Here is a 23,023-nt window from a genome sequence, read left to right on the forward strand (position 1 = left end):
GCACTCTTCCGCGCACCCCAATAGCAACGTCGCAACGGCATGGGGCCGATTTCTATTCCAGCCCGTGCCGTTTTGTCAGTGCCGCGCCGTGGGCCAAAGCGCATCGGCGTCTTCTCCCAGCGCCTCGGCAATGGCGAGGCGAACGCGCTTCGCTCCATTGCCCGCGATGGAAGACGACAGCAATTGCGGCGTGACGTCGTCCAAACCCAGTTTTTCCGAGAGCCCACGCAGAGTGGTCTTCCCGAAACGCTCTTCAAGGAGGCGTTTAACGAGTGGGACAGCGCGGGAAACTTCACGAGGATCCGACGGCAGTCCTCCTGCCGGACTTCTCTTCTTGCGCTCTTTCGGCTTGATCGGAAGATCTACCGATTGAGGAAGAGGATTCTCGGCCATGGAGCGACCCAGATTTGCTAACGCTTCGGCGACGTTTCGCCCGGTGCTGGAGCACATCGCGCCCGGCGCTACCAACACCGCAAAACAATTACCGCGATCTTGGTACAACCTGACCTTGCAAATCAAATCCATATGATTTGAGCGTTAAATCAAAATAGTTTTATTTTTTATTGTTTTATGGAATGAAATAACCTGGCAGCGCTCCGTCATGCCCCGTTGGCAAAGCAGGGACACGAGCACCACCCCAAGCCCCGAGGGGGCTTGAGGCAGGTCGAGCGCGTAAAGACACTCCCCGTTCTTCGAAGTCGGTGTGACTCGTTATTATGTGGTGTTCACCAATCATCTTATTGGTGATCACCCGCGCATCAACGCCGAGCAATATCGCCGAAATGCCAACTCGAAAAAACAGGGTGAATCCGCTCACCCCATTCCTCCGAAGCTGACCTGGCCTGACTAGGCCAAGCGACCTGCTGTTTTCCCCGTTGCTCGCCCTGCGTCGGCTCCATGGAACCGCGCGGGCGCTGAACTTTTTTATTAGGCGTGATGCCGATGCCGAATATTGTCGAGAACGATAACAGACGCTATTCTGGCTGGCACCCTGCTAATTAGAGGGTAAGAACGTGCCGGCACGCCGTTCACGCGAGCCAGCACGCGGGCAATGGGGCAAAGTCGCGGTAATCACAACCTTGTGCAACCGCTTGTCGCTGCCTGAAGACGGCGACCGCACCTGGTAATGCTCCTCGGCGCCTGGCCATCGGTTCTTTGTATTGCAACCCACTGCAGCCGACCATGGAAGTCCTCAAGGATGTAAGCGCGATTGCTTTGGCCAATAGTCTTCCAGACGGCGTCTTTCTGGTCGACGAGCGTGGGCGGATTCGTCACGCCAATGCAGCGTGGGAAGACATTCTTGGTTATCGGCCATCCGAGCTGCTGGGGCAAACCATGCTCGAACTCGTGGCGCCGGACGACCGCGACAGAACGCAAAAGCAAGCGGGTCGGGTTCAGGCGGGAGTGAAGTGCAGCGGATTCGAGAATCGCTATCGGCACCAGTCGGGCACCGATGTCCATTTGTCATGGTCGGCACAGTGGAACGTGGAGCATCGACTGCGCATTGGCGTGGCGCGCAATGTCACCGCATTGAGGACGCTGGCGGAGCCCAGTCCGCTGGCGCAACTGCAGGCGCGTCTGGCGCCTCACGAATCCAGGGTGTTGCAGTTGCTGTTGACTGAAGCCGCAGAAAAGCAGATTGCGGAACAGCTCGGTCTGGCCACGTCGACCACGCACTCTTACATTACGAGCGTCTATCGCAAGTTCGGCGTGCGTGGCCGCGCTGGGCTGATGAGCCTGTGGCTCAAAGAGATGCGAAGCCGCTGATACCCGCCCTGTATCACGGCATCGTCGCATCACCATCTGGCACAAATAGCGCGCGCGCCCTGGGCTATACTGCCGCCCGTCACGCACACAACGTGACCTCGGATTGGCGTCCGAGAGCAGATACAGGCGGGTAACCGCCGGCCGGCGGTTTTTTTACGCCCGTTCATCAAGCGCCTCCTATGGCCGGGCCTTGGTGAGGGAGCGCTCGCGCTCGCCGGTTTCCTGTATCGCCGGTACGCCAACCTTGCCTTGTGCCCGGCCACCCCGATTGGCGTCGGGGTTCGGGTACCTAAACCCGATACAGGAGCATCGAAATGCGCCACGCCTTTGGTCGCCTCGAGGACACACAATCTCCTTTCCCAGATACCCTCGGTAGTCAAAACGACGTGGCCGAGCCGCTTCAACAGCAACGCGCCGACCTCGTGCGAGCGTTGGCAGCGGCCGAAGCATCCGTAAGAACATTTCCCATCGGCTCATTGCAACAGGCCAACGCACGGGCCCGCGTCACGCGTTTGCAGAGAGCGCTGCGGCGCTTGAAAGCCGCGCTTGGCACGTCAAAGCGGCATCAGGACGTTGGCGACTTCCTGATCGAAATGTTTCGCGAGCGCGTTTCTTTCACCGAATGGCAGTCCATCGTGGCCGAGGCGCGACGCCGCCATGATTCAAAGGCGACGGAAGGTCAAATCGGTACGCTCGCTGCGGGGCCGGGCGCACAAAGCTGATATAGTCGCGTCGCCTCCGATTTCTGAACTTTGCGATGTCTCTCGTACTCCGCCGAACCGTTCTCACGTTCGTTGCCGCAGCTTCGGTTGCGGGCGCCGGCCTCGTCCACGCGCAAGCCAGTGCGCCGCAAGCCCCTGCAGTGTCCACGGCTGCATCGGGCGGCACCGTCGCTGAACTGCAGCAGTTGCTGGCGCAGAAGCGCCTGACCGAACTGCGCACGACTTACAACGGCGACTACGGCACGAGCCTGCTGCTGGTCAACGAAGACACCACAGCGTACGTCGCCCTGTCGTATCGCAAGGAACTGTGGCGTGTGTACAAGTTTGCGTCGGTCGCTCCAGCCGAAGGCGCATACGAGACGCTGACCGGTCAGACCCGGACGTGGGCCGAAGATGATCTGCGCCGCGCCGTCACGGCGGGCCAGAAGGCGCAACTGGAGCGCGAAGCCCAGGCAGCTCAGCAGCGCGCCGCATCCCTGAGCCAGGAAGTGCGCATCATGCAGGCGCAGCGCCAGAAAATGCTGACTGAACAGCAGACCATGCGTCAGGAGACGAAGGCGCTGGACATCGAGCGCCGCGCGTATCAGACCCAGGTTGAATCGCTGCAGCAGCAGATCCGCTTGCTGGAAAAACAGCTCAACGATCCGCACTGGTCGCCCGCGCCTTAAACGTCTCGTCAAGGGCTTTGACATTCACCTTCCTGGCCTGGCGCAACTGCGGCAGGCCAGCGACCTCTCCGCCTTCGATGCAACGCGCATCGACTTAAGAGCAATCTGATCGACCACCGTCCATCTGCCGCTTAGCATGGCGCCTGCTTGCGCAGCCGGCTTGGATGCGCGCTGCGGCCATCAGCGGAGACGGATTTGGAATCCCCCAACTTCATCATCGACGGACACCTGCGCCTACCGGGCTTGGTGCGTATGCCGCCGCCTTTCGGGCCTGCACTCGACAGCGCGCAGCCCGGCGCCGCAACACAGGTCAGCGCGTCGATCGATCCAGCAGCCCACACGTGCGGTAGCGCCGGTACAGCCCGCCATAGGCAGTGGCCTCAACGCATGACCGCGCTGTCGGTTGGCATGGCATGCACGCTGGCGGCCGCGCTGCTTGGCTGGCAGACCGGGCAGCATCGCCAGCCAGCCGCAGAGTTTGATCAAGCAACCGTGGCCGCCATCGCCCAGCCGACCACACCGATCGTTCTGCTCGAGAACCCTCCTGCCGAGCCCGTCGCGTCAGCGCAAACCCAAGAGCCCGAGGAATCCGAAACCGCTATCGCAGCCGCAACGGCGGTCGCGCGTGCTCCCGACACGACGTTGGACGGTGCGGAAGTCACTAGGCCGGTCATCGCTGCTGCATCGCCGGTGGTGACGCAATTGCCGGCGAAATCGATCCGGACGCGCATGCTTGTGCGGGCCGTCGAGCCAGCACCGACACACGAGTTGGAACGGCCGGCCACACTGCTCGACGAGGAATCTGCGTTCATCGAATTCGAGTCGGCACCGATCGACACGGCGCCAATCGCTTCAGGCTATGCGGCGCCGGGCGCGCCGGTGCATATCGAACTGCAACGGCATACGCGCTTCACGGACTGACCGGAGCGCGTGCCGCCACGCCGGCTCAGTGCAACTGGCCGCCGGTTTCGCGTACATCGTGCAGCGTGCGCAGCGTTGTCTCGATGGCGATGCGCAGACCGGTGACGATGGTGTCGTGCGCCATGCTCGGTTGCCCCGGGTGCTTGGCGGCCTGCGACGGCAGATACGGGATGTGGATGAAGCCGCCGCGCGTGGGCAGCTTGTGGCGGGAGATGGCATGCATCAGCCCATAGAAAACGTGGTTGCAGACGAAGGTACCCGCCGTCTGCGAGACCGACGCAGGAACGCCACCCGCACGCAGTTCGCGCACGATGGCCTTGATCGGCAGCGTTGAAAAATACGCGGCCGGACCGTCACTTGCGATGGCGATATCGATCGGTTGCTTGCCGGCGTTGTCGGCAATGCGTGCGTCGTCAACATTGATGGCGATGCGCTCGATGGCCATCTCGGCTCGGCCGCCAGCCTGCCCCACGGCAATCACCACCTCCGGCTGCAGCGTCTGCAGCAACTTGCCGAGCACTTTGTTGGATTCGCCGAAGATGGTCGGCAACTGTCGCGCGACGATCTCGGCGCCGGCGATTCCCTGGCCATCGAGGGTGCGCACGGCTTCCCACGACGGATTGATGGGTTCGTTCTCGAACGGGTCGAAACCGGTGACGAGGACGGTAGGCATGATGTTCTCCTGCTTGCTGCGTAAGACAAAAACGATGATAAACGTCCGTCGAACATCATGCCCGAGCGCGTTGCGGCGTCAGTTTGCCTTGCTGCGCTTGTTCTCGAAGTTCAACAGGATGTCGACTTCTTCCGTGCCCGCCGTGTGCAGCCATTCGCGCGTCAGACGCTCGCCCAGGCGGCGCATGTCGCCCTGCAGCGTCACGTCGGGATTGAGCACGCGCACGCCGGTCTTGGCGAGTTCGGCTTCGTCGCGCTCGTAGGTCTGGCGGCTGGAATCCCAACCGCGCGCCTCGTAATCCTTGGCGAGTTTGAGCACGGTCTGCTGCGTCGCGGGCGGGAGCTTGGCGAAGCGCGCCTCATTCACGAACACGGCGTTCTTTGGGATCCACGCGTTGACCTTGTAGTAATAGGTCATGCGCTGGCCAGCCTTCGTCTCCAGACCAGTGGACGGCGAGGTGACCATCGTGTCGATCCGGCCGCCGGCAATCGCGGCAGTCAGATCAGCGGCTTCCACCTGCACGGCCTGTGCGCCGTACAGCTCGGCAATGCGCTTTTGCGCCGCGTTATAGGTGCGCAAACGATGTCCCTTCAGGTCGGACAAACGGGCGATCGGTGTTTCGGAATACAGGTTCTGCGGCGGCCAGGGCACGGCGTACAGCAGGCGCAAACCATTGGCCTTCATCAACGCTTCGATGTGGCTGCGCGAGGCATCCCACAGCAGGCGCGCATCGTTGTAGCCCGACACCACGAAGGGAATCGAATCCACGCCGAAAAGCGGATCGCGCTGAGCCAGCGTCGAGAGCATCACTTCGCCCGCTTCCGCCTTGCCGTCCTTGACGCCGTCAAAGATGGCGGCCGGCTTGAGCAGCGTGCCGTTCGGATAGACCTCGAGCTTGAGCCCGCCATTGGTGGCGCTGCTGACTGCGGTGGCAAAGGCCTGCAGGTTTTGCGTATGGAAATTGACGGCCGGATACGGCGTGGCCACTCGGAGCGTTTCCGCGCTGGCTTGCGCGGCGGAAATCAACGACAGCGCGCTGGCTGCGAGAACACAAAAAAAGCGGCGTCCCGACATGGAACGGCCGCTCGTCATCTGGCTGCTCATGAATCCCCCCGGAGAAAGAGCACGATGCGAGGTCGACACGACTGCATGCCCTTGTCTCCCGGGCAGCGATCGCGCTGGGTGGCGTCCGCCGGCTAAGAACCGCCAGCGTGACGCACACCGCACGCGACGCATTAAACACGATTAGTGGAGCATCAGGAAGTACAAGAGCACGATATTGGCTGCAAGCAACAGTAGCGCGGTCGGGACTTGCGCTTTGATCACAGCGTTCTTATCGGACAACTCCAACAGCGCGGCAGGCACGATATTGAAGTTCGCCGCCATCGGGGTCATCAGCGTGCCGCAGTAGCCCGAGAACATGCCGATAGCCGCCATCACCGCCGGATTGGCATGGAACACGCCCACCAGGATCGGCACGCCCACGCCGCCTGTCATGACCGGGAAGGCCGCAAAGCCGTTGCCCATGATGACGGTGAAGAGCGCCATGCCCACGCAATAGACGACCACCGCGACCAGTCGATAGTCCATGTTGATGTAGGCGGTGGTCAGGTGCGCCACGGCCTTGCCCACGCCGGCATCGGCGAAGACCAGGCCGAGCATGGCCAGCATCTGCGGCAGCACCAGCGCCCAGCCGAGCGACTCCGTCAGCCGACGCGACTCACGCATGGCCTGCACCGGCGTGTCGCGGGTCAGCCAGCACGCCAGCGCGAGCGAGATGATGCAGCCCAGGCCCAGTGAGACGAAGGTCTGGTTCTTCGGATCGAGCAGCAGGTCGCCACCGATCTTCACGTCCTTCAGGAACACGCTGCCGATGACGGTGACCAGCGGAATGGTCAGCGCCGGAATGAACAGACGGTTGCCCAGGCGCTTGGCCGATGCGCGGCGCTCTTCTGCCGGCAGTTCACCGTGCTTGCCCAGCGTCACGCCGCCGGTGCCGGCCAGCAGTGCCATCACCACGGCACCCACACCAACCACGATCGGTGGGATCTTGTCGCCAACAAGGAAGATGACGGCGAAGATCGCCCAGAACAGGCCCGTGGTCCAGCGACGCGGGTGGTTCTTGTCGGCAAAGGTCATCAGCGCGGTGATCGTCAGGATGATCCCGGCCAGCCAGTACAGATAGTTGATCGACAGAATCATGGCTTACCCCTGCTTGGCCGCGGCCGTGTTGGTATTGCCGGCGGCGCCCCGCTGGTTACCCATCTCGCGGGCAAGCCAGCCGTCCAGGCGCTTGAGGCGCACCGAGTGGATCAGGAACGCGCAGACCGCCGTCGGGATGCCCCACACAGCGATACGCAGCGGTTCCACGTCGATGCCCGAGCCGAGCAGGAACGTGTGCATCAGCGCGATGGCGCCGAAGGCCACGAAGATGTCTTCGCCGAAGAACAGGCCCACGTTGTCGGTGGCGGCGCAGAAGGCCAGCAGGCGTTCACGCACCGGCGCCGGCAGCTTGCCGAAACGGTTCTCGGCGGCGCCTTCGGCCATCGGGGCCAGCAGCGGACGCACCATCTGCGGATGACCGCCGAGGCTCGTCAGACCGGCAGCTGCCGTCAGCTCGCGCACGGCGAGGTAGACGATCAGCAGACGGCCAACGGTGGCCGATTGAATGCGCGCGATCCAGTTCTGCGCGTGTTCACGCAAGCCGTGGCGTTCGAGCAGACCCACCACCGCGAGTGGCAGCAGGATGATCAGCGGCAACGTCCGCGTCTTGATGATGCCCGTCCCGATCGCCGTCAGGATCTGCTCGATGGACATCGATGCCGCAAAACCGGTGGCGATGGCGGCCACGGCCACCACCAGCATCGGATTGAATCGCAGGATGAACCCCGCGATGATGACGACCACCCCGATCAGCGGCCATAGATTCACTGCCGTACCCATGTGGTGCTTCCCCCCAAGTTGATAAAAAGCCCCGCTGGAAGGACGGGGCCGTGGCTCAGGCGCCGGCGCGAACAGCGATGCCTTCGCTGCCAAGCCGTTCCCGAATGCGTCGCGCGAACGCCAGCGCATGCGCGCCGTCGCCGTGCAGACAAACCGTTTCCGCGCGGATCGGAACCCACGTGCCGTCGATGGCCTTCACGCGCTGCTCGCGCACCATCGTCAGCGTCTGGTCCAGCGCGGCATCTTCGCTGTCGATCAGGGCGCCCGGCGTACCGCGTTTGACGAGCGAGCCGTCTGCGTTGTAACCGCGATCGGCAAACACCTCTTCCTTGGCCTGCAGGCCAAGTTCACGCGCGGCCTTGACCAGTTCACCTCCCGCCAGGCCAAACACCACCAGCGACGGATCGAAATCGCGGATCGCGTGCACGATGGCCATGGCCAGCGGCCGGTCGCGCGAAGCCTGGTTGTACAGCGCGCCGTGCGCCTTCACGTGCGCCAGCTTGCCGCCCTGCGCACGCACGATGGCTGACAGCCCACCAATCTGGAACAGCACGCCCGCGTAGATTTCATCGGGCTGCAGATGCATCTCAGTGCGGCCAAAGTTTTCGCGATCGGGAAAGCTCGGATGCGCGCCAATCGACACGCCCTGGCGCAGCGCCCAGCCCACGGTCTGGCGCATCGTGTTGACGTCGCCGGCGTGCCAGCCGCAGGCGATGTTGGCGGAACTCACCAGTGCGAGGAGCGCCTCGTCGGTATCGCAGCCTTCGCCGAGGTCGGCATTCAGATCAATTGCGGTCATGGTGTTGTCTTCCGGTGCATCAGGCGTTCAGTCGCGTCTTGGCGGTGCGATGCGCGCTCGACAGAATGCCTTGGCGCTGCCAATCCAGTGCGGTTTCGATTTGCTGCAGATACCGTGCCACGTCGGCGCGGGCGGCTTCGGCCTCTTCCAGCGTGACACGCTCGAAGCGCACGCGCGTGCCGAGCGGAATCTGCGCCAGGCGCCATTGGTCGGCCAGGATGACGGAGCCGATCTTCGGATAGCCGCCCGTGGTTTGCGCATCGGCCATCAACACAATGGGCTGGCCAGACGGCGGCACCTGGATCACGCCCGGCACCACGCCGTGCGAGAGCAGATCGCCGCTGCGCTGCTTTTTGCGCTTGAGTTCCGGCCCCTGCAGGCGAAAACCCATCCGGTTGCTGTTGGGGGTGAGCGTCCAGTCCGATTCCCAGAATGCGGCTTGCGCGTCGGCAACGAAATCGTCGTATTCAGGACCGGGCAGCACGCGCATGACCGGCGTGTCCTTCTGCGCGCGGTCGAACGTCCAGCGGGCGGCCTTCACGGCAACGGTATCGCCGCTGATGTCGGGGGCGTACGTTGTGTCGGCAGGCAGCACGGGCAGCCTGTCGCCGTCTTTCAACGGGCGCCCTTCGAAACCACCAAAGCCGGCTTTCAGATCGGTGCTGCGCGAGCCCATCATCTCGGGCACATCGATGCCGCCGGCCACGCAGAGATACGCACGCACCCCGCCCTGCGCCACGCGCAATGTCAGCATCTGCCCGCGTTGCACGGGGATGGCGCGCCAAGCATGCACCGGTGCGCCGTCGAGCGTGGCGCGGCAATCGGCGCCCGTCAGCGCGATCAGGCCATTGGCGTGGAAGCGCAGCGTGGCGTTGCCCAGCGTGAACTCGATGCCCGCCGCATCGCTGCGGTTGCCAACCAAGCGGTTGCCCACATACAGCGACAGCGGATCCAGCGCGCCCGACGTGCACACGCCAAAACGGCGATAGCCGGTGCGGCCCAGGTCCTGCACGGACGCCAGCACGCCGGCCCGCACGATCTCGATCATGGGTTGGGGTTTCGAACTCATGCGCGCACCTTCGAGGCAACAAAGCGGATGCGGTCTCCGGGCGCCAGCAGCGTGGGGGGATTACGCTGCGGCATGAAGAGCGCCGCGTCTGTGCGGCCAAGCAGTTGCCAGCCACCGGGGGATGCGGCCGGGTAGATGCCGGTCTGCTCGCCGCCGATGCCGACCGAACCGGCCGGCACGGCCATGCGCGGCTCGGCGCGACGCGGCGTGGCGAGTGACTTGTCGAGCCCGCCCATGTAGGCAAAGCCGGGCTGGAAGCCCAGGAAATAGACGATGTATTCCGGCGCGGTGTGACGGCGCACGACTTCGGCCGTGCTGAGGCCGGTGTGCTTGGCGACTTCGCGCAGGTCGGGGCCTTCGTCACCGCCATAGGCGACTTCGATGTCGACGAGTTTGCCGTCGGCCACCAACGCCTGGCTCTCTTCCCAGGCCTCACGCAGCTGCGTGGTCAATCGCTGCGCATCGGCCAGTGGACCGAACACGAGCGTGAGGTTGTTCATGCCGGGCACCACGTCGACCACGCCCGCCCAATTGGACGCGCGCGAAGCCATGGCCCAGATGCGCTGCTGGCAATTCAGGGTGGCCGGTGGCGGCACTTCGCACAACAGCGCGAGTTCGCCCAGCCGGTGAATCGTGCACTGCAACTTAACCCCCGTCTCGTGTGCGCCGTTGGCGGGAAGATCCCTGCAAAACGACGCGCGTTTGAAAACGAAAGCGATACGTTAATAAATTGTCGATAAATTCTGTATAAGAAGTAACCCTTAGTCGTTCAGGGCCAAGTCGCTGCTGAACGCGGTCCGGCTGCACTCATCATAGGTGCCGGACGCGGTTAGCGTGACAGGCATGTTATGCCAAAGTCATATGAAAGGAGGAAGACGCCCCCAGAACAAGAGGCGTAGATCGAGACCGGAACTGAGGGTCAGGCGGCGGGCTCTTCGCGCGTGATGCGCAGACCCAGAACGAGTGCGGCGACGGCGCAGACAGCCATCATGCCCAGCAGCGGCAGCGCCGTCTGGCCGACGGCGGCAACCACCGTACCGGTCACCATGCCGAGGCCAAATTGCATGGCGCCCATGAGCGCCGAGCCCGTACCCGCACGCGCACCCTGCCCCGCCATTGCCAGCGCGCCGGTGTTGGGAGAGATGCAGCCGATCGAGGCGATGTAGCAGAACAGCGCCGCCAGCACGAGCGGCAGCGGCGTAAAACCGGCCGCGGCGGCAGCGGCAGCCAGCACGCTGGTGATGGCCGGCACCCACAGCGCCCGTCGCAGCACGCGCGCCGGCGAATACTTGCGCACCAGCCGCACATTCACGCGCGAGGCCGCGATCATCCCGGCGGCGTTGCTGCCGAACACCCAGGCGTACTGCGACGGCGTCAGCCCATAACCGTCGATCAGCACGAACGACGACACGGTGATGTACGCGAACATGCCCGACAGAAACACGGCGCCGCACCACATATAGGCAGCGTAGTGGTGATCGCGCAGGAGTTCCCAGTAGTCGCGCAGCACGTGGCGGACTGCCAGCCTGCGCGCCTGCTCGGGCGCCAGCGACTCGCGCATCAGGTAATGCACCGCGACCAGCGACAGCACGCCAAATGCCGTCAGCAGAGCAAAGATGACCCGCCACGTTGTGAACTGCAGCACTGCGCCGCCAATCATCGGCGCGAGGATGGGCGCTACACCCATCACCAGCATCAGCGTCGAATACGCCTGCGCGGCGCCGGCCGGGTCCATGCGATCACGCACGGCAGCGCGTGCGATGACCATGCCCGCGCAGCCGCCAAACCCCTGCACGCCGCGCAGCACGGCCAGCATCGTGGCGTCTTTGGCGAACGCGCAACCGATGGACGCCGCCACGTACATCGCCAGACCGATATAGAGCGGCGGCTTGCGGCCAAACCGATCGCTGGCTGGGCCGTAGATGAGCTGGCCGATCGCCAGGCTGATCAGGAACACAGTCAGCGTGAGCCCCGCCGCGGCCGACGACGTATTCAGATCGCGCGCGATGGTCGGCAGGCTCGGCAGGTACATGTCCACCGACAGCGGGCCGATGGCCGTGAGCGCGCCAAGCAGCAGGAGCCAGCCGGGGATCGGGCCGGGCATGCGGGATCGTGCAGGAGCGGGAGCAGTCATGAAGGGAGAACTTGACGCGGCGGCAGACGGGAGGCCCGCGCCGGAGTAAACCGGGAACTGTAGCGCAAAGCGGCGAGCCACGCGCGCGCACTGGTCAGGTGCACGACGGCATGCGCGCCCCACCCGAGGGCTGCACGTGCCACCTGCATACATCGGCATGACAAGCTGGACCCCACAAATCGCCGCGATCGGGCCGGCACGGGATTTGCACTCCGCCACCCCTCGTACGAGGCAGTCCCAAGCCGGCCGAAATCGCCGTTCGGCATGGAGCCGAACGATATAATTCGCGGTTGATGGCAGGCATCACCCAACCATGATGATTGCTGCGATGCGTCGGCGCGAATCTGCGTTGGCGTTGCCTGCAGTGAAGTGTCGTCAACACCCAAAAACGAGACCGCCTCCGCTGCGTACCGGCACGGTGAGCGGCACGGAAACCACGAGCCAACCTGTTGTGACACAACTCCCACCACGCCTGTCGCTGACGGGCATGACCAAGCGCTACCCAAGCGTGGTCGCCAACGACGGCGTGAGCCTGACCGTCGCGCCGGGCGAGATCCACGCCGTACTGGGCGAAAACGGCGCCGGCAAGTCGACGCTGATGAAGATGATCTTCGGCGCCGTGCAGCCTGACGCCGGTGAGATGCTGCTCGACGGCCAGCGCGTCGAGATCGCCAATCCGCACCAGGCGCGCGCACTTGGCATCGCCATGGTGTTCCAGCACTTCTCGCTGTTCGACACGCTCACGGTGGCAGAGAACATCCTGCTCGGCCTGCCCTCGGGCACGGATCTGCGCGACGTGGCTGATCAGGTGCGCAGCACGGGCGAGAAATACGGCTTGCCGCTGGAGCCGCATCGCCATGTGCATACGCTTTCCGTGGGCGAGCGCCAGCGCGTGGAAATCGTGCGGGCGCTGCTCACCAAGCCGCGCCTGCTGATTCTTGACGAACCCACCTCGGTGCTGACGCCGCAGGCCGTCGAGAAGCTGTTCGTGACGCTGCGCCAGTTGGCGGTAGAAGGCACGAGCATCCTCTACATCAGCCACAAGCTCGACGAGATCCAGGCCCTGTGCCACACCGCCACGGTAATGCGCATGGGCAAGGTCACGGGCGTATGCGACCCGCGCCAGGAAACGGCGGCGTCGCTGTCGCGCATGATGATCGGCGGCGAGCCTCCGCGCGAATTGCGACCGCAGACCACACCGGGCGACGTGCGCATGGAGGTGGCCGGACTGTCGCTGCCCAAGGCCCATGCCTTTGCGACGGAGCTGCGTGACATCGCGCTGCAATTGCGCAGCGGCGAGATCGTCGGCATCGCAGGCGTATCGGGCAACGGGCAGCAGGAACTGCTGGCAGCCCTGTCCGGCGAAGACACGCGTGCGTCGGCGCAGACCATCAGCATCGGCAACGAGCCAGTCGCCAAGCTGGACCCGCGGGCGCGCCGCAAGCGCGGGCTGTCGTTCGTGCCGGAAGAGCGCCTGGGGCGCGGCGCCGTGCCGTCGCTGTCGCTGGCCGCAAATACGCTGCTGACGCATCAGCGTGCGCCGCAGGTGCGTGGGGGGCTCATCGACAAGAAGGCCGCCGCCAAGCTGGCTGCCGGCATCATCCGACGCTTTGGCGTCAAGGCCGCCGGCCCGGAAGCATCGGCCAAGAGCCTGTCGGGCGGCAACCTGCAGAAATTCATCGTCGGCCGCGAAATCGAATGCGCGCCGCGTGTGCTCATCGTCGCGCAACCCACCTGGGGCGTCGACGTGGGTGCGGCGGCGCAGATTCACAACGAAATCCTCGCGCTCAAGGCGGGGGGCTGCGCCATCCTGATCGTGTCGGAAGAACTCGACGAACTCTTCGCGCTTTGCGATCGCCTGCACGTGATCGCCAACGGGCGCCTCTCGCCCTCCACGCCCACGCACGCCACCAACCGCGAACAGATTGGTCTGTGGATGAGCGGCATGTGGGACAAAGCCCCGGCTTCGGCGGCAGCGACCTCGGAGGTGGCCCATGGCTGACGTCATGCATGGCAGCCGCCTGGCGCTGCCGGTTTCGCTGGAGCTGCGGGCGATCCCGTCGCGCACCATGGCCTATGCCTCGCCGCTCATCGCGCTGGTGTTGACGATGGTGTTCGGCCTGCTGCTGTTCGCGCTGCTTGGCAAAGACCCCGTGGCCGGCCTGCGCGTGTTCCTGGTCGAACCGCTGGTCAGCAAGCGGGCGATTGGCGAAGTGCTGCTCAAGACCGTGCCGCTGGTGCTGTGCGCGCTGGGCTTGTCGGTGTGCTATCGCACCAACGTGTGGAACATCGGCGCGGAGGGGCAACTGATCTTGGGCGGCATTTTCGCCGCGGCTACGATCGTCTACTTCGATACGCCGACACCCGCCATCCCGGGCGGCTTTGCGCTGGTGCTGGCCCTCGTTGCTGGCCTCATCGGCGGCGCGCTGTGGGCAGCGATCACGGCGCTGCTGCGCGATCGCTTTCATGCCAACGAGATCCTCGTCTCGCTCATGCTCACGTACATCGCGCAGTTGCTGCTGCTGTACGTGGTCAACGGGCCGTTGAAGGACCCGAACGGCATGAACTTCCCGCAATCGATCGTGTTCGACAGCGCGTTCGTTCTGCCGACGCTCGTGGCCGGCACGCGCCTGCACGTTGGCTTCCTGTTCATGCTCGTGATGACGGCGGCGATGACGTTGTTTGTCTTCCGCAGCTTTGCGGGCTATCGCCTTCAAGTCGGTGGCCTGGCCCCGCAAGCCGCGCGCTATGCGGGCTTCTCGTCGCGCGCGGCGCTGTGGACGGCGCTGCTGGTGTCGGGCGGCCTGGCAGGCGTTGCCGGCGCCTTCGAGGTCACGGGGCCGATCGGGCAACTGCTGCCGTCCATTTCCCCCGGCTACGGCTTTGCCGCCATCGTGGTGGCGTTCGTCGGGCGCCTGAATCCGGTGGGCACCGTGCTGGGTGCGATCGTGATGTCGCTGTTCTACATCGGCGGCGAGCTTGCGCAATCGCGCCTGGGCCTGCCGTCGGCCATTACCGGAGTGTTCCAGGGGATGCTGCTGTTCTTCCTGCTCGCCTGCGACACGCTCATCGAATACCGCCTGCGCTGGCGCGCACATCACTGATCGGGCCGCATACATGGAAAGTCTCGCTCCCCTGATCGCCGCGTCGATCAACGCCGGCACCCCGCTGTTGCTGGCCGCCCTGGGCCTCTTGATGAACGAGCGCTCCGGCGTGCTCAACCTCGGCGCCGAAGGGATGATGCTGGTGGCCGCCGTGGTCGGCTTCATGGTCGGCTACCAGACGCAGATTCCGCTGCTGGGTTTTGCCGCCGGCGCGCTTGCCGGCATGGTGATGGCCGCCCTCTTCGCCTGGCTGGCGCTGGTGCTCGTCACCAACCAGGTCGCCACGGGCCTCGCCCTGTCGATTTTCGGCACCGGCCTGTCGGCCTTCATGGGCCAGCGCTTTGTCGGCATGTCGCTGCCGGCGCAGGCGCACGGCATCCCCGGGTTGGAGTCGATTCCGTTTGTCGGCCCCGCCCTGTTCGCGCACCACTGGATGGTCTATTTCAGCCTGCTGCTGTGCGGCGCGATTGCGTGGTTCCTGTTCAAGACGCGGGCTGGCCTCACGCTGCGGGCGATTGGGGAATCGCCGGAGTCGGCTCACGCGCTCGGCTATCCGGTACGCACCGTCCGCTTTGGCGCGCTGTTGTTTGGCGGCGCGTGCTGCGGGCTGGCAGGTGCCTACCTATCGCTGGTCTACACGCCGATGTGGGTCGAGAACATGGTCGCCGGCCGCGGCTGGATTGCCCTCGCGCTGACCACCTTTGCCACTTGGCGCCCGCTACGCATTCTGTTCGGTGCGCTGCTCTTCGGCGGCGTGACGATCCTGCAATTTCACCTGCAAGGGATGGGCGTGTCGGTGCCGTCGCAGATTCTGTCGATGGCGCCGTTTGCCGCCACCATCGTCGTGCTGGCCATCATCTCGCGCAATCCGGATTGGATCCGCCTGAACATGCCCGCATCGCTCGGCAAGCCGTTCCGCCCGGGGGCTGCCTAAACTGCATGCAGCGTCAGCTTCTGCATTCCGCTTTTATTTGCCTCAACACAGTCAACGAGCCACACAACAGGAGAAATCGATGAACGTTACCCGCAGGATCACGCTGGCCGCCCTGGCCGCCGGCGCTGCCCTGACCCTCTGGGGTTGCGGCAAGTCCAACGACAACGCTAGCGGCAATGCCGCGCCGGCCGCATCATCGGCCCCCGCCGCTGCCGCACCGGCGCCGGCCAATGAACCGCTGAAGATCGCGTTCGTCTACGTCGGCCCGGTGGGCGACGCAGGCTGGACGCACGCCCACGACGACGGCCGCAAGGAAGTCGAAGCCAAGTTCGGCGACAAGGTGAAGACCAGCTTCGTCGAAAGCGTGCCCGAAAGCGCTGCGGACGCCGAGCGCGTGTTCCGCGACCTGGCCACGCAAGGCAACAAGGTCATCTTCGGCACGAGCTTTGGTTTCATGGAATCGATGCTCAAGGTCGCCAAGGAATTCCCGGATGTGAAGTTCGAGCACGCCACCGGTTTCAAGACCGCCGACAACCTCGGCCAGTACGACGTGCGCACATATGAAGGCGCCTATCTGGCAGGCGTGGTGGCCGGCAAGATGAGCAAGTCGGGCAAGCTGGGCGTAGTGGGATCGGTGCCCATCCCCGAGGTGATCCGCAACATCGATTCGTTCACGCTGGGCGCACGCAGCGTCAACCCGAAGGCCACCACCCGCGTGGTGTGGGTCAACAAGTGGTTCGATCCGGGCAAGGAGCGCGAAGCGGCCACCACCCTCATCGGCCAGGGCGTCGACGTGCTGATGCAGAACACCGACTCCGCCGCCGTCGTGCAGACCGCGCAGGAGAAAGGCGTCTACGCGATCGGCTGGGACAGCGACATGACCAAGTTTGGCGAGAAGGCCCACCTGGCGGCTTCGATCAACAAATGGGGCGTGTACTACACCAAGGTCATCGGTGATGTGCTTGAAAACAAGTGGAAGCCGGAAACCGTGTGGTGGGGCCTGAAGGAAGGTGCGATCGACCTCGGCGCATACAACGCCGTGGTGCCGGAAGACGTGAAGACGCTGGTCGAGACACGCAAGAAGGGCATCATCGACGGCTCGGCTCCGATCTGGAAGGGCCCGCTCAAGGACAACACCGGCAAGGAAGTCCTGCCCGTCGACAAGGTCGCCGACGACGGCTTCCTGCACGGCATCAAGTTCTACGTGGAAGGCGTGGAAGGCAAGATTCCAGGCTAAGTCGTACCCGTCTCGGCAAAAGCCGGCGTCTCGCGAGAGGGCCGGCTTTTTTCATGGACGATCGCGCCTCTTCTTGAAAACCGGACCGTTTCCCCAAGCTGATACGATGATCCGCCGGCCAAACGGACTCATGTGACGCCGGCTTTTCATCAAGGAGCCCACGATGTTCGGACGACTTTTCCGCCTGTGGAGCGTGGTGCGCAACGACGTGCGCCTGCTGTGGTTTGCGCTGCGCCATCCGGACAAGCCGTGGTGGCTCGCGCCGGCTGCGCTGCTGCTGGTGGGGTATGTGGTATCGCCCGTCGACCTGATCCCGGACGTCATTCCCGTGATCGGCTGGGTGGACGACATCGTGCTGGTGCCCTTTGCGCTGCACATGCTGCTGCGCGGCCTGCCCGACCGCGTGCGCGAGGATGCGCGCTTTGCTGCCGCCCGGCGTGTGAAGCCCTCCGGGCGGTAACGCCTCGACTTATGGCAAGAGGATCGTCGACCCGGTCGTCTTGCGCGCTTCCAGATCGCGGTGCGCCTGCGCCGCGTTCTGCAGATCGTAGCGCTGGTGAATCTCGATCTTGACCTTGCCGCTGCTCACCACATCAAACAACTCTGCCGCCATCGGTTCCAGCAGCTCGCGCCGTGCCGTGTAAGTCATCAGCGTCGGGCGCGTGATCTTGAGCGAGCCTTTTGCGCTCAGCACGCTGAGGTCAACCGGTGGCACTGGGCCAGATGCGTTGCCGTAGGTGACCATCATCCCGCGCGGTGCGAGGCAATCCAGCGAGCCCGTGAACGTGTCTTTGCCAATGCCGTCGTAGACCACCGGCACGCCCTTGCCGCCAGTGATTTCGCGCACGCGTTCGGTAAAGTTCTCACGGGTGTAGACGATGGTGTGGTCGCAACCGTGCGCGCAGGCAAGTTCAGCCTTGGCATCGCTGCCAACGGTGCCAATCACCGTGGCGCCGAGCGCCTTGAGCCACTGGCACGCAATCAACCCCACACCGCCAGCGGCTGCGTGAAACAGCACCGTATCGCCGGGCTGCACGCGATAGCTGTCTCGGATCAGGTATTGCGCGGTCATGCCCTGCAGCATCATCGCTGCGCCGGTTTCAAAGTCGATCGCATCGGGCAGGCGCACGAGAATGTCGGCCGGCATCGTGCGCAACGCAGCGTAGGCGCCGGTCGGACGGCCGGCGTAGGCCACGCGGTCGCCCGGCTTGACGTGCGTCACGCCCTGGCCCACGGCTTCGACCACACCCGCGGCTTCCATGCCGATGCCGCCAGGCAGGGGCTGGGGATACAGCCCGGTGCGGAAATAGACGTCGATGTAGTTCAGGCCGATGGCGTGCTGCTTGATGGTGGCCTCGCCGGGGCCGGGCGCGGGCACGTCGACATCGACGTACTGCATCACTTCGGGGCCGCCGGTTTCAAAGATGCGGATGGCTTTCGCTTGTGTCATGCGTGGATCTCCTTCGGATCGGGCGCCACCCGTTGCAAGGCAGACATCACCAGGTCGGCGGTTGCGAGGTTGGTGGCGCAGGGGATGTTGTGGACGTCGCAGGCGCGGACCAGCGCGTTGATGTCGGGTTCGTGCGGCTGCGGCGTCATCGGGTCGCGCAGGAAGATGACGGCGTCGACACGGCCTTCGGCCAACTGCGCGCCAATCTGCAAGTCGCCGCCCCACGGGCCGGACAGCATGCGCTGCACGGTCAGGCCGACTTCCTTCTCCAGGCGGCCACCCGTGGTGCCGGTCGCCAGCAAGTCGCATTGCGACAGGAAGGCCTGGTGCGTTTGGGCGAAAGCGACCATGTCGTCTTTCTTGTGGTCGTGTGCGATCAGGGCGACGCGGCGTTTGCGAACTGCGCTTTCGGGCGTAGCGGGCGTAAGGGTGGTCATGTCGATTGGCTTAAAAGGTGCCAGGGAAGCTGCCGCCATCCAGCAGGATGTTTTGCGCGTTCAGGTAGCCGGCATGCTGGCTACACAGGAAGGCACAGACGGCGCCAAATTCGGCCGGTTGGCCAAAGCGTCGAGCCGGATTGCCCTGCCGCTTGCGGTCGAAATTCTCTTCTGCGCTGATGCCGGCAGCCTTGGCGCCTGCCTCCAGCGTCTTGGTCAGGCGGTCGGTCTCGAACTGGCCCGGCAGCAGGTTGTTGATGGTCACGCCGTGCTTGGCGACTTCACGCGCCAGGCCGGCAACGAAGCCGGTCAGGCCGGAGCGCGCGCCGTTGGACAAACCCAGCACGTCGATCGGCGCCTTGACGGCACCGCTGGTGATATTGACGATGCGGCCCCAGCGGCGCTCGATCATCTTGTCGACGGTGGCTTTGATGAGGTCGATCGGCGTGAGCATGTTGGCGTTGAGCGCGGCATTCCATACGTCGCGGTCCCAATCGCGGAAGTTGCCCGGCGGCGGGCCGCCTGCGTTGTTGATGAGGATGTCGGGCGAGCCGCCCAGACGCTCGCATGCGAGCAGCGCTTCGGCACGGCCTTCCGGCGTGGTGATGTCGGTCGCCACTGCTTCCACGCGCACGCCGTGCGCCGTGCGGATGCGCTCGGCCGCTGCCGACAACGCTTCGGCACCGCGCGCGACGATCACCACGTCCACGCCTTCGGCAGCCAGCGCATCGGCGCACGCAAAGCCCAATCCCTTGCTTGCGCCACACACCAGCGCACGCTTGCCTTTCAGCCCCAAGTCCATCTTGTCTGACTCCTTGTGATTGCTATTTGGATTGGCCGCCCGTCAGCCGCGACGGCGTGACAGCAGCGCCATACCGGCAAGCACCAGCGCGCTGCCGGCAATCTGCCAAATCGTGATCGGCTCGCCCAGCAGCCACCAGCCCAGCAGCAGTGTCGACACCGGCCCGATCATGCCTGCCTGCGACGCCACGGGCGCACCCACGCGCGCCACCGCCATCATCGTCATCGTGACCGGCGCCACCGTACAGAACACCGAGTTGATGGTCGACAGCCCGTACACCTGCCAAGGCAACACCAGCGCCGACACCGGCCGCAGTACCAGAAACTGGACGATACAGGCCGCGGTCGACACGCACATCGCATAGGCGACGAGCCGCATCGATCCCACGCGTTTGACCAGCTCACCGCTGGCCAGCAGATAGATACCGTAGCTGACGGCGCTGGCGAGCACCAATCCGCCGCCCAGCCAGACGTTGTTACCGCCCAGGTTTAGGTCGTGCGCGAACACCAGCACGATGCCGGCATAGGCCAGCGCCAGCGACACCCACTGCAAGCCTGTAATGCGCCGCTTGAATACCGTCGACGTAATCAGCAGCACGAACGACGGTGTCAGAAACAGAATCAGCCGCTCCAGCCCTGCCGTGATGTATTGCAGGCCGAGGAAGTCGAGAAAGCTGGAGAGGTAATAGCCGATGAGGCCCAAGCCGACGATGCGCCAGCGGTCTGCCACGGCCAGGGGCTGCGCACGGCGCGACTGCCACCACCCCATCGCCATGAACAGCGGTGCGGCCAGGAGCATGCGCAGGGTGATGACCATGACGGCATCCACCTGATAGCGGTACATCAGCTTGGCGACGATGGCCTTGGCGGAGAACAGCACGGCGCCCGCGGACGCAAGCAGCAGACCGCCGGTGTCGGTAGTTCTTACGGGCGTGGTAGACGCAGAAGACGCTGTGGTCACAACGGGGCGAGAGAGAGATGCGGGCGGTGTTGGAGAGCGTCGTCGATTGTATTGGAATTCAACAAAACGTTCCGGCGCGGGGTGCGCTGCACTTGGCACAGCTTTCGCTTGGGCACGCTGGTGACCGCCGTACAATCGCGCCTGCATTCCGAACATCTACAACGACAACGGATCCCACATCGACATGAGCCAAACCACCTCTGCCGCATTCTCTGCGGACGCCGCCGGGGCACCCGACCCGACCCTCTGGAACGAAGACCTCAACCCCACCCCGCCCGCCGCCCGCACCTGGACGGCCACCAACTACGCCGCGCTGTGGGTGTCGATGGTGGTGTCGGTGCCGGCCTATATGTTGGCTTCGGGCCTGATGAGTGAGGGCATGAACTGGTGGCAGGCCGTGCTGACGGTGTTCCTCGGCAACCTGATCGTGCTCGTGCCGATGGTGCTGGTGGGGCACGCGGGTACCAAGTACGGCATTCCCTTCCCTGTGCTGGTGCGGGCCTCGTTCGGCGTGCGCGGTGCGCAGTTGCCGGCCATTCTGCGGGCCATCGTGGCGTGCGGCTGGTTCGGCATCCAGACGTGGCTGGGCAGCCAGGCGATCTACACGATCCTCAACGTCGTCACGGACAACATGCTGGTCGGCAGCAATATTCCGGGGCTGGGCATCAACCCGGGCCAGGGATTCTGCTTCCTGCTGTTCTGGGCGCTGCACATCTGGCTGATCACCAAGGGGCTCGAATCGATCAAGCGCTTCCAGGCGCTGGCCACCCCGCTGCTGATTCTGGCCGCGCTGGGCCTGGTCTGGTGGGCGTATACCAATGCGGGCGGCTTTGGCCCGATGCTGTCGGCGCCGTCGGCGTTTGCGGCGGGCGGCAAGCGCGCCGGCGAGTTCTGGGGCTTCTTTTGGCCGTCGCTCACCGCCATGGTCGGCTACTGGGCCACGCTGGCGCTGAACATTCCCGACTTCACCCGCTTCGCGCGCAGCCAGCGCGATCAGCTTGTCGGGCAGGCAGTCGGCCTGCCGCTGCCGATGGGGCTGCTGGCCCTGGTGGCCGTGCTGGTCACGTCGTCCACGGTGGTCATCTACGGTCAGGCCATCTGGGATCCGGTCACGCTGGCCGGCAAGATGACCGGCCCGTCGGTCATCGTGGCCCTGCTGGCGCTGATCACCGCCACGCTGATGACGAACATCGCCGCCAACGTGGTCTCGCCGGCGTATGACTTCTCGAACCTGGCGCCGCATCGCATCTCGTTCCGAACCGGCGGCTACATCACGGCAGGCATCGGCCTGGCGATAATGCCGTGGAAGATCCTGGAAACCACCAAGGGCTACATCTTCACGTGGCTGGTCGGCTATGGCGCGCTGCTCGGCCCCGTGGCCGGGATCATGATGGTCGACTACTTTCTGGTGCGCCGCACCGTGCTCAAGACCGGCGAGCTATTCCGCGTAGACGGCCCGTACGGTTACGGCAACGGCTGGAACGGCCGCGCTATCGCCGCGCTGGTCATCGGCGTGCTGCCCAATCTGCCGGGCTTCTTCAAGCAGGCGGGATTCGTCGCCAGCGTGCCCGGCGTATTCGAAGCGCTGTACACGTATGCGTGGTTCGTGGGCCTGGCGATTTCCGCCGTGGTGTATGTGATCCTGATGCGCGGCCGCCGTTGAGCGCTTCCAAAATCGACCCGGGGCGCGCCGGTACAATGCGCCCCATCTGAGAATCCGTTGCCGCCATGAAACAAGATCCGCGCTTTCCGAACCTGTCCATCCTCAATCACCCGCTGATCCAGCACAAGCTCACGCACATGCGCGACAAGGACACGTCCACGCGCACGTTCCGCGAGCTGCTGCGTGAGATCACACTGCTGATGGGCTATGAGATCACGCGCAACCTGCCGCTGACCAGCCGCCACATCGACACGCCGATGGGCCCGATGGAAGCGCCCGTCATCGCGGGCCGCAAGCTGGCCGTGGTGCCAGTGCTGCGTGCAGGCGTGGGCATGAGCGACGGGCTGGTGGAGCTGATTCCGTCGGCGCGTATCGGTCATATCGGCGTGTACCGCGATGACCAACACCGTCCGGTGGAATACCTCGTGCGGCTGCCCGACCTGGAAGACCGCACCTTCATCCTGTGCGATCCGATGGTCGCCACCGGTTACTCGGCCGTCCACGCGGTCGACGTGATGAAGAAACGCGGCGTGCCCGACGAGAACATCCTGTTCCTGGCACTCGTGGCGGCGCCCGAAGGCGTGGAGGTGTTCCAGAAGGCGCATCCGGGCGTGAAGCTGTTTGTGGCGTCGCTCGATTCGCACCTGGATGAAAACGCCTACATCATCCCGGGCCTGGGCGATGCGGGCGACCGCCTGTTCGGCACGAAAAACTGATCGCGCATTCTCAGCGCAAACAAA

The 23,023-nt window shown here is 64.6% G+C and carries 24 protein-coding genes; 11 read left to right on the forward strand and 13 right to left on the reverse strand.

Annotated features, from left to right (window positions below; all coding sequences use genetic code 11):
* Positions 1 to 75: 75 nt before the first annotated feature.
* Positions 76 to 393, reverse strand: a complete 318-nt coding sequence (locus BEK68_RS09595; protein ID WP_009277476.1) for a hypothetical protein — start codon at positions 391 to 393, stop codon at positions 76 to 78.
* Positions 394 to 1,182: 789 nt separating this feature from the next.
* Between BEK68_RS09595 and BEK68_RS09600 the strand changes: the two genes are divergently transcribed.
* From BEK68_RS09600 to BEK68_RS09615, 4 genes are all read left to right on the forward strand, one after another.
* Positions 1,183 to 1,767, forward strand: coding sequence for a PAS domain S-box protein (locus BEK68_RS09600; protein WP_009241120.1), 585 nt, complete (start codon positions 1,183 to 1,185; stop codon positions 1,765 to 1,767).
* Between the two features lie 314 nt (positions 1,768 to 2,081).
* The gene (locus BEK68_RS09605; RefSeq protein ID WP_009241121.1) at positions 2,082 to 2,489 is read left to right on the forward strand and encodes a hypothetical protein; all 408 of its coding nucleotides are present in this window, start codon (positions 2,082 to 2,084) and stop codon (positions 2,487 to 2,489) included.
* 35 nt (positions 2,490 to 2,524) lie between these two features.
* A complete protein-coding gene (locus BEK68_RS09610; RefSeq protein ID WP_009241122.1) occupies positions 2,525 to 3,157 on the forward strand; it encodes a DUF2968 domain-containing protein in 633 nt (210 codons plus the stop codon).
* A gap of 195 nt (positions 3,158 to 3,352) precedes the next feature.
* Positions 3,353 to 4,078, forward strand: a complete 726-nt coding sequence (locus BEK68_RS09615) for a ribonuclease E (RefSeq protein WP_232295853.1) — start codon at positions 3,353 to 3,355, stop codon at positions 4,076 to 4,078.
* A gap of 25 nt (positions 4,079 to 4,103) precedes the next feature.
* Here BEK68_RS09615 and pcp read toward each other — a convergent pair whose 3' ends face one another.
* From pcp to BEK68_RS09655, 8 genes are all read right to left on the reverse strand, one after another.
* The gene (gene pcp, locus BEK68_RS09620) at positions 4,104 to 4,751 is read right to left on the reverse strand and encodes a pyroglutamyl-peptidase I (RefSeq protein ID WP_004630986.1); all 648 of its coding nucleotides are present in this window, start codon (positions 4,749 to 4,751) and stop codon (positions 4,104 to 4,106) included.
* Between the two features lie 78 nt (positions 4,752 to 4,829).
* Complete coding sequence (locus tag BEK68_RS09625; RefSeq protein WP_024542209.1) at positions 4,830 to 5,855, reverse strand: TRAP transporter substrate-binding protein; 1,026 nt, start codon at positions 5,853 to 5,855, stop codon at positions 4,830 to 4,832.
* Positions 5,856 to 5,996: 141 nt separating this feature from the next.
* Positions 5,997 to 6,953 carry a DUF979 domain-containing protein gene (locus BEK68_RS09630; RefSeq protein ID WP_004630990.1) on the reverse strand — a complete coding sequence of 319 codons (957 nt, stop codon included), beginning with the start codon at positions 6,951 to 6,953 and terminating at the stop codon, positions 5,997 to 5,999.
* A 3-nt stretch (positions 6,954 to 6,956) separates the two neighbouring features.
* Positions 6,957 to 7,694, reverse strand: a complete 738-nt coding sequence (locus BEK68_RS09635) for a DUF969 domain-containing protein (RefSeq protein ID WP_004630992.1) — start codon at positions 7,692 to 7,694, stop codon at positions 6,957 to 6,959.
* A gap of 55 nt (positions 7,695 to 7,749) precedes the next feature.
* A complete protein-coding gene (gene pxpA / locus BEK68_RS09640) occupies positions 7,750 to 8,493 on the reverse strand; it encodes a 5-oxoprolinase subunit PxpA (protein ID WP_004630994.1) in 744 nt (247 codons plus the stop codon).
* A gap of 19 nt (positions 8,494 to 8,512) precedes the next feature.
* Positions 8,513 to 9,562: a biotin-dependent carboxyltransferase family protein gene (locus tag BEK68_RS09645; protein WP_004630996.1), complete on the reverse strand. Its 1,050-nt coding sequence runs from the start codon at positions 9,560 to 9,562 to the stop codon at positions 8,513 to 8,515.
* On the reverse strand, positions 9,559 to 10,206 hold the full coding sequence (gene pxpB / locus BEK68_RS09650; RefSeq protein WP_009277474.1) for a 5-oxoprolinase subunit PxpB: 648 nt from the start codon (positions 10,204 to 10,206) through the stop codon (positions 9,559 to 9,561). The genes BEK68_RS09645 and pxpB overlap by 4 nt, the downstream gene beginning before the upstream one ends.
* 275 nt (positions 10,207 to 10,481) lie before the next feature.
* On the reverse strand, positions 10,482 to 11,696 hold the full coding sequence (locus BEK68_RS09655) for a multidrug effflux MFS transporter (protein WP_024542211.1): 1,215 nt from the start codon (positions 11,694 to 11,696) through the stop codon (positions 10,482 to 10,484).
* Positions 11,697 to 12,183: 487 nt separating this feature from the next.
* Between BEK68_RS09655 and BEK68_RS09660 the strand changes: the two genes are divergently transcribed.
* From BEK68_RS09660 to BEK68_RS09680, 5 genes are all read left to right on the forward strand, one after another.
* A complete protein-coding gene (locus BEK68_RS09660; protein WP_009241126.1) occupies positions 12,184 to 13,698 on the forward strand; it encodes an ABC transporter ATP-binding protein in 1,515 nt (504 codons plus the stop codon).
* Positions 13,691 to 14,800, forward strand: a complete 1,110-nt coding sequence (locus BEK68_RS09665) for an ABC transporter permease (RefSeq protein ID WP_009241127.1) — start codon at positions 13,691 to 13,693, stop codon at positions 14,798 to 14,800. Before BEK68_RS09660 ends, BEK68_RS09665 begins: the two co-directional genes overlap by 8 nt.
* A gap of 13 nt (positions 14,801 to 14,813) precedes the next feature.
* Entirely contained in the window at positions 14,814 to 15,734 is a 921-nt protein-coding gene (locus BEK68_RS09670; RefSeq protein ID WP_004631004.1) for an ABC transporter permease, read from the forward strand.
* A gap of 79 nt (positions 15,735 to 15,813) precedes the next feature.
* Entirely contained in the window at positions 15,814 to 16,971 is a 1,158-nt protein-coding gene (locus BEK68_RS09675) for a BMP family ABC transporter substrate-binding protein (RefSeq protein WP_009241128.1), read from the forward strand.
* Positions 16,972 to 17,134: 163 nt separating this feature from the next.
* A complete protein-coding gene (locus BEK68_RS09680) occupies positions 17,135 to 17,431 on the forward strand; it encodes a YkvA family protein (protein WP_009241129.1) in 297 nt (98 codons plus the stop codon).
* A 9-nt stretch (positions 17,432 to 17,440) separates the two neighbouring features.
* On the opposite strand, the gene BEK68_RS09685 is transcribed toward BEK68_RS09680, so the two are convergent.
* From BEK68_RS09685 to BEK68_RS09700, 4 genes are read right to left on the reverse strand one after another with little or no spacing between them, the layout of a single operon-like run.
* Positions 17,441 to 18,421 (reverse strand): quinone oxidoreductase family protein, encoded by a 981-nt coding sequence (locus tag BEK68_RS09685; protein WP_009241130.1) that lies wholly within the window; start codon positions 18,419 to 18,421, stop codon positions 17,441 to 17,443.
* Positions 18,418 to 18,858, reverse strand: a complete 441-nt coding sequence (locus BEK68_RS09690) for a methylglyoxal synthase (protein ID WP_004631008.1) — start codon at positions 18,856 to 18,858, stop codon at positions 18,418 to 18,420. Before BEK68_RS09690 ends, BEK68_RS09685 begins: the two co-directional genes overlap by 4 nt.
* Positions 18,859 to 18,868: 10 nt before the next feature.
* On the reverse strand, positions 18,869 to 19,660 hold the full coding sequence (locus BEK68_RS09695; protein WP_004631009.1) for an SDR family oxidoreductase: 792 nt from the start codon (positions 19,658 to 19,660) through the stop codon (positions 18,869 to 18,871).
* Between the two features lie 42 nt (positions 19,661 to 19,702).
* The gene (locus tag BEK68_RS09700; RefSeq protein WP_009241131.1) at positions 19,703 to 20,620 is read right to left on the reverse strand and encodes a DMT family transporter; all 918 of its coding nucleotides are present in this window, start codon (positions 20,618 to 20,620) and stop codon (positions 19,703 to 19,705) included.
* Between the two features lie 184 nt (positions 20,621 to 20,804).
* On the opposite strand from BEK68_RS09700, the gene BEK68_RS09705 reads away from it, so the two are divergent.
* Both BEK68_RS09705 and upp read left to right on the forward strand, forming a co-directional pair.
* On the forward strand, positions 20,805 to 22,283 hold the full coding sequence (locus BEK68_RS09705) for an NCS1 family nucleobase:cation symporter-1 (RefSeq protein ID WP_009241132.1): 1,479 nt from the start codon (positions 20,805 to 20,807) through the stop codon (positions 22,281 to 22,283).
* 65 nt (positions 22,284 to 22,348) lie between these two features.
* The gene (gene upp, locus BEK68_RS09710; protein ID WP_009241133.1) at positions 22,349 to 22,999 is read left to right on the forward strand and encodes a uracil phosphoribosyltransferase; all 651 of its coding nucleotides are present in this window, start codon (positions 22,349 to 22,351) and stop codon (positions 22,997 to 22,999) included.
* The last annotated feature ends 24 nt before the right edge of the window (positions 23,000 to 23,023 follow it).

The sequence above is a fragment of the Ralstonia pickettii genome, assembly GCF_001699815.1.
GTDB classification, from domain to species: domain Bacteria; phylum Pseudomonadota; class Gammaproteobacteria; order Burkholderiales; family Burkholderiaceae; genus Ralstonia; species Ralstonia thomasii.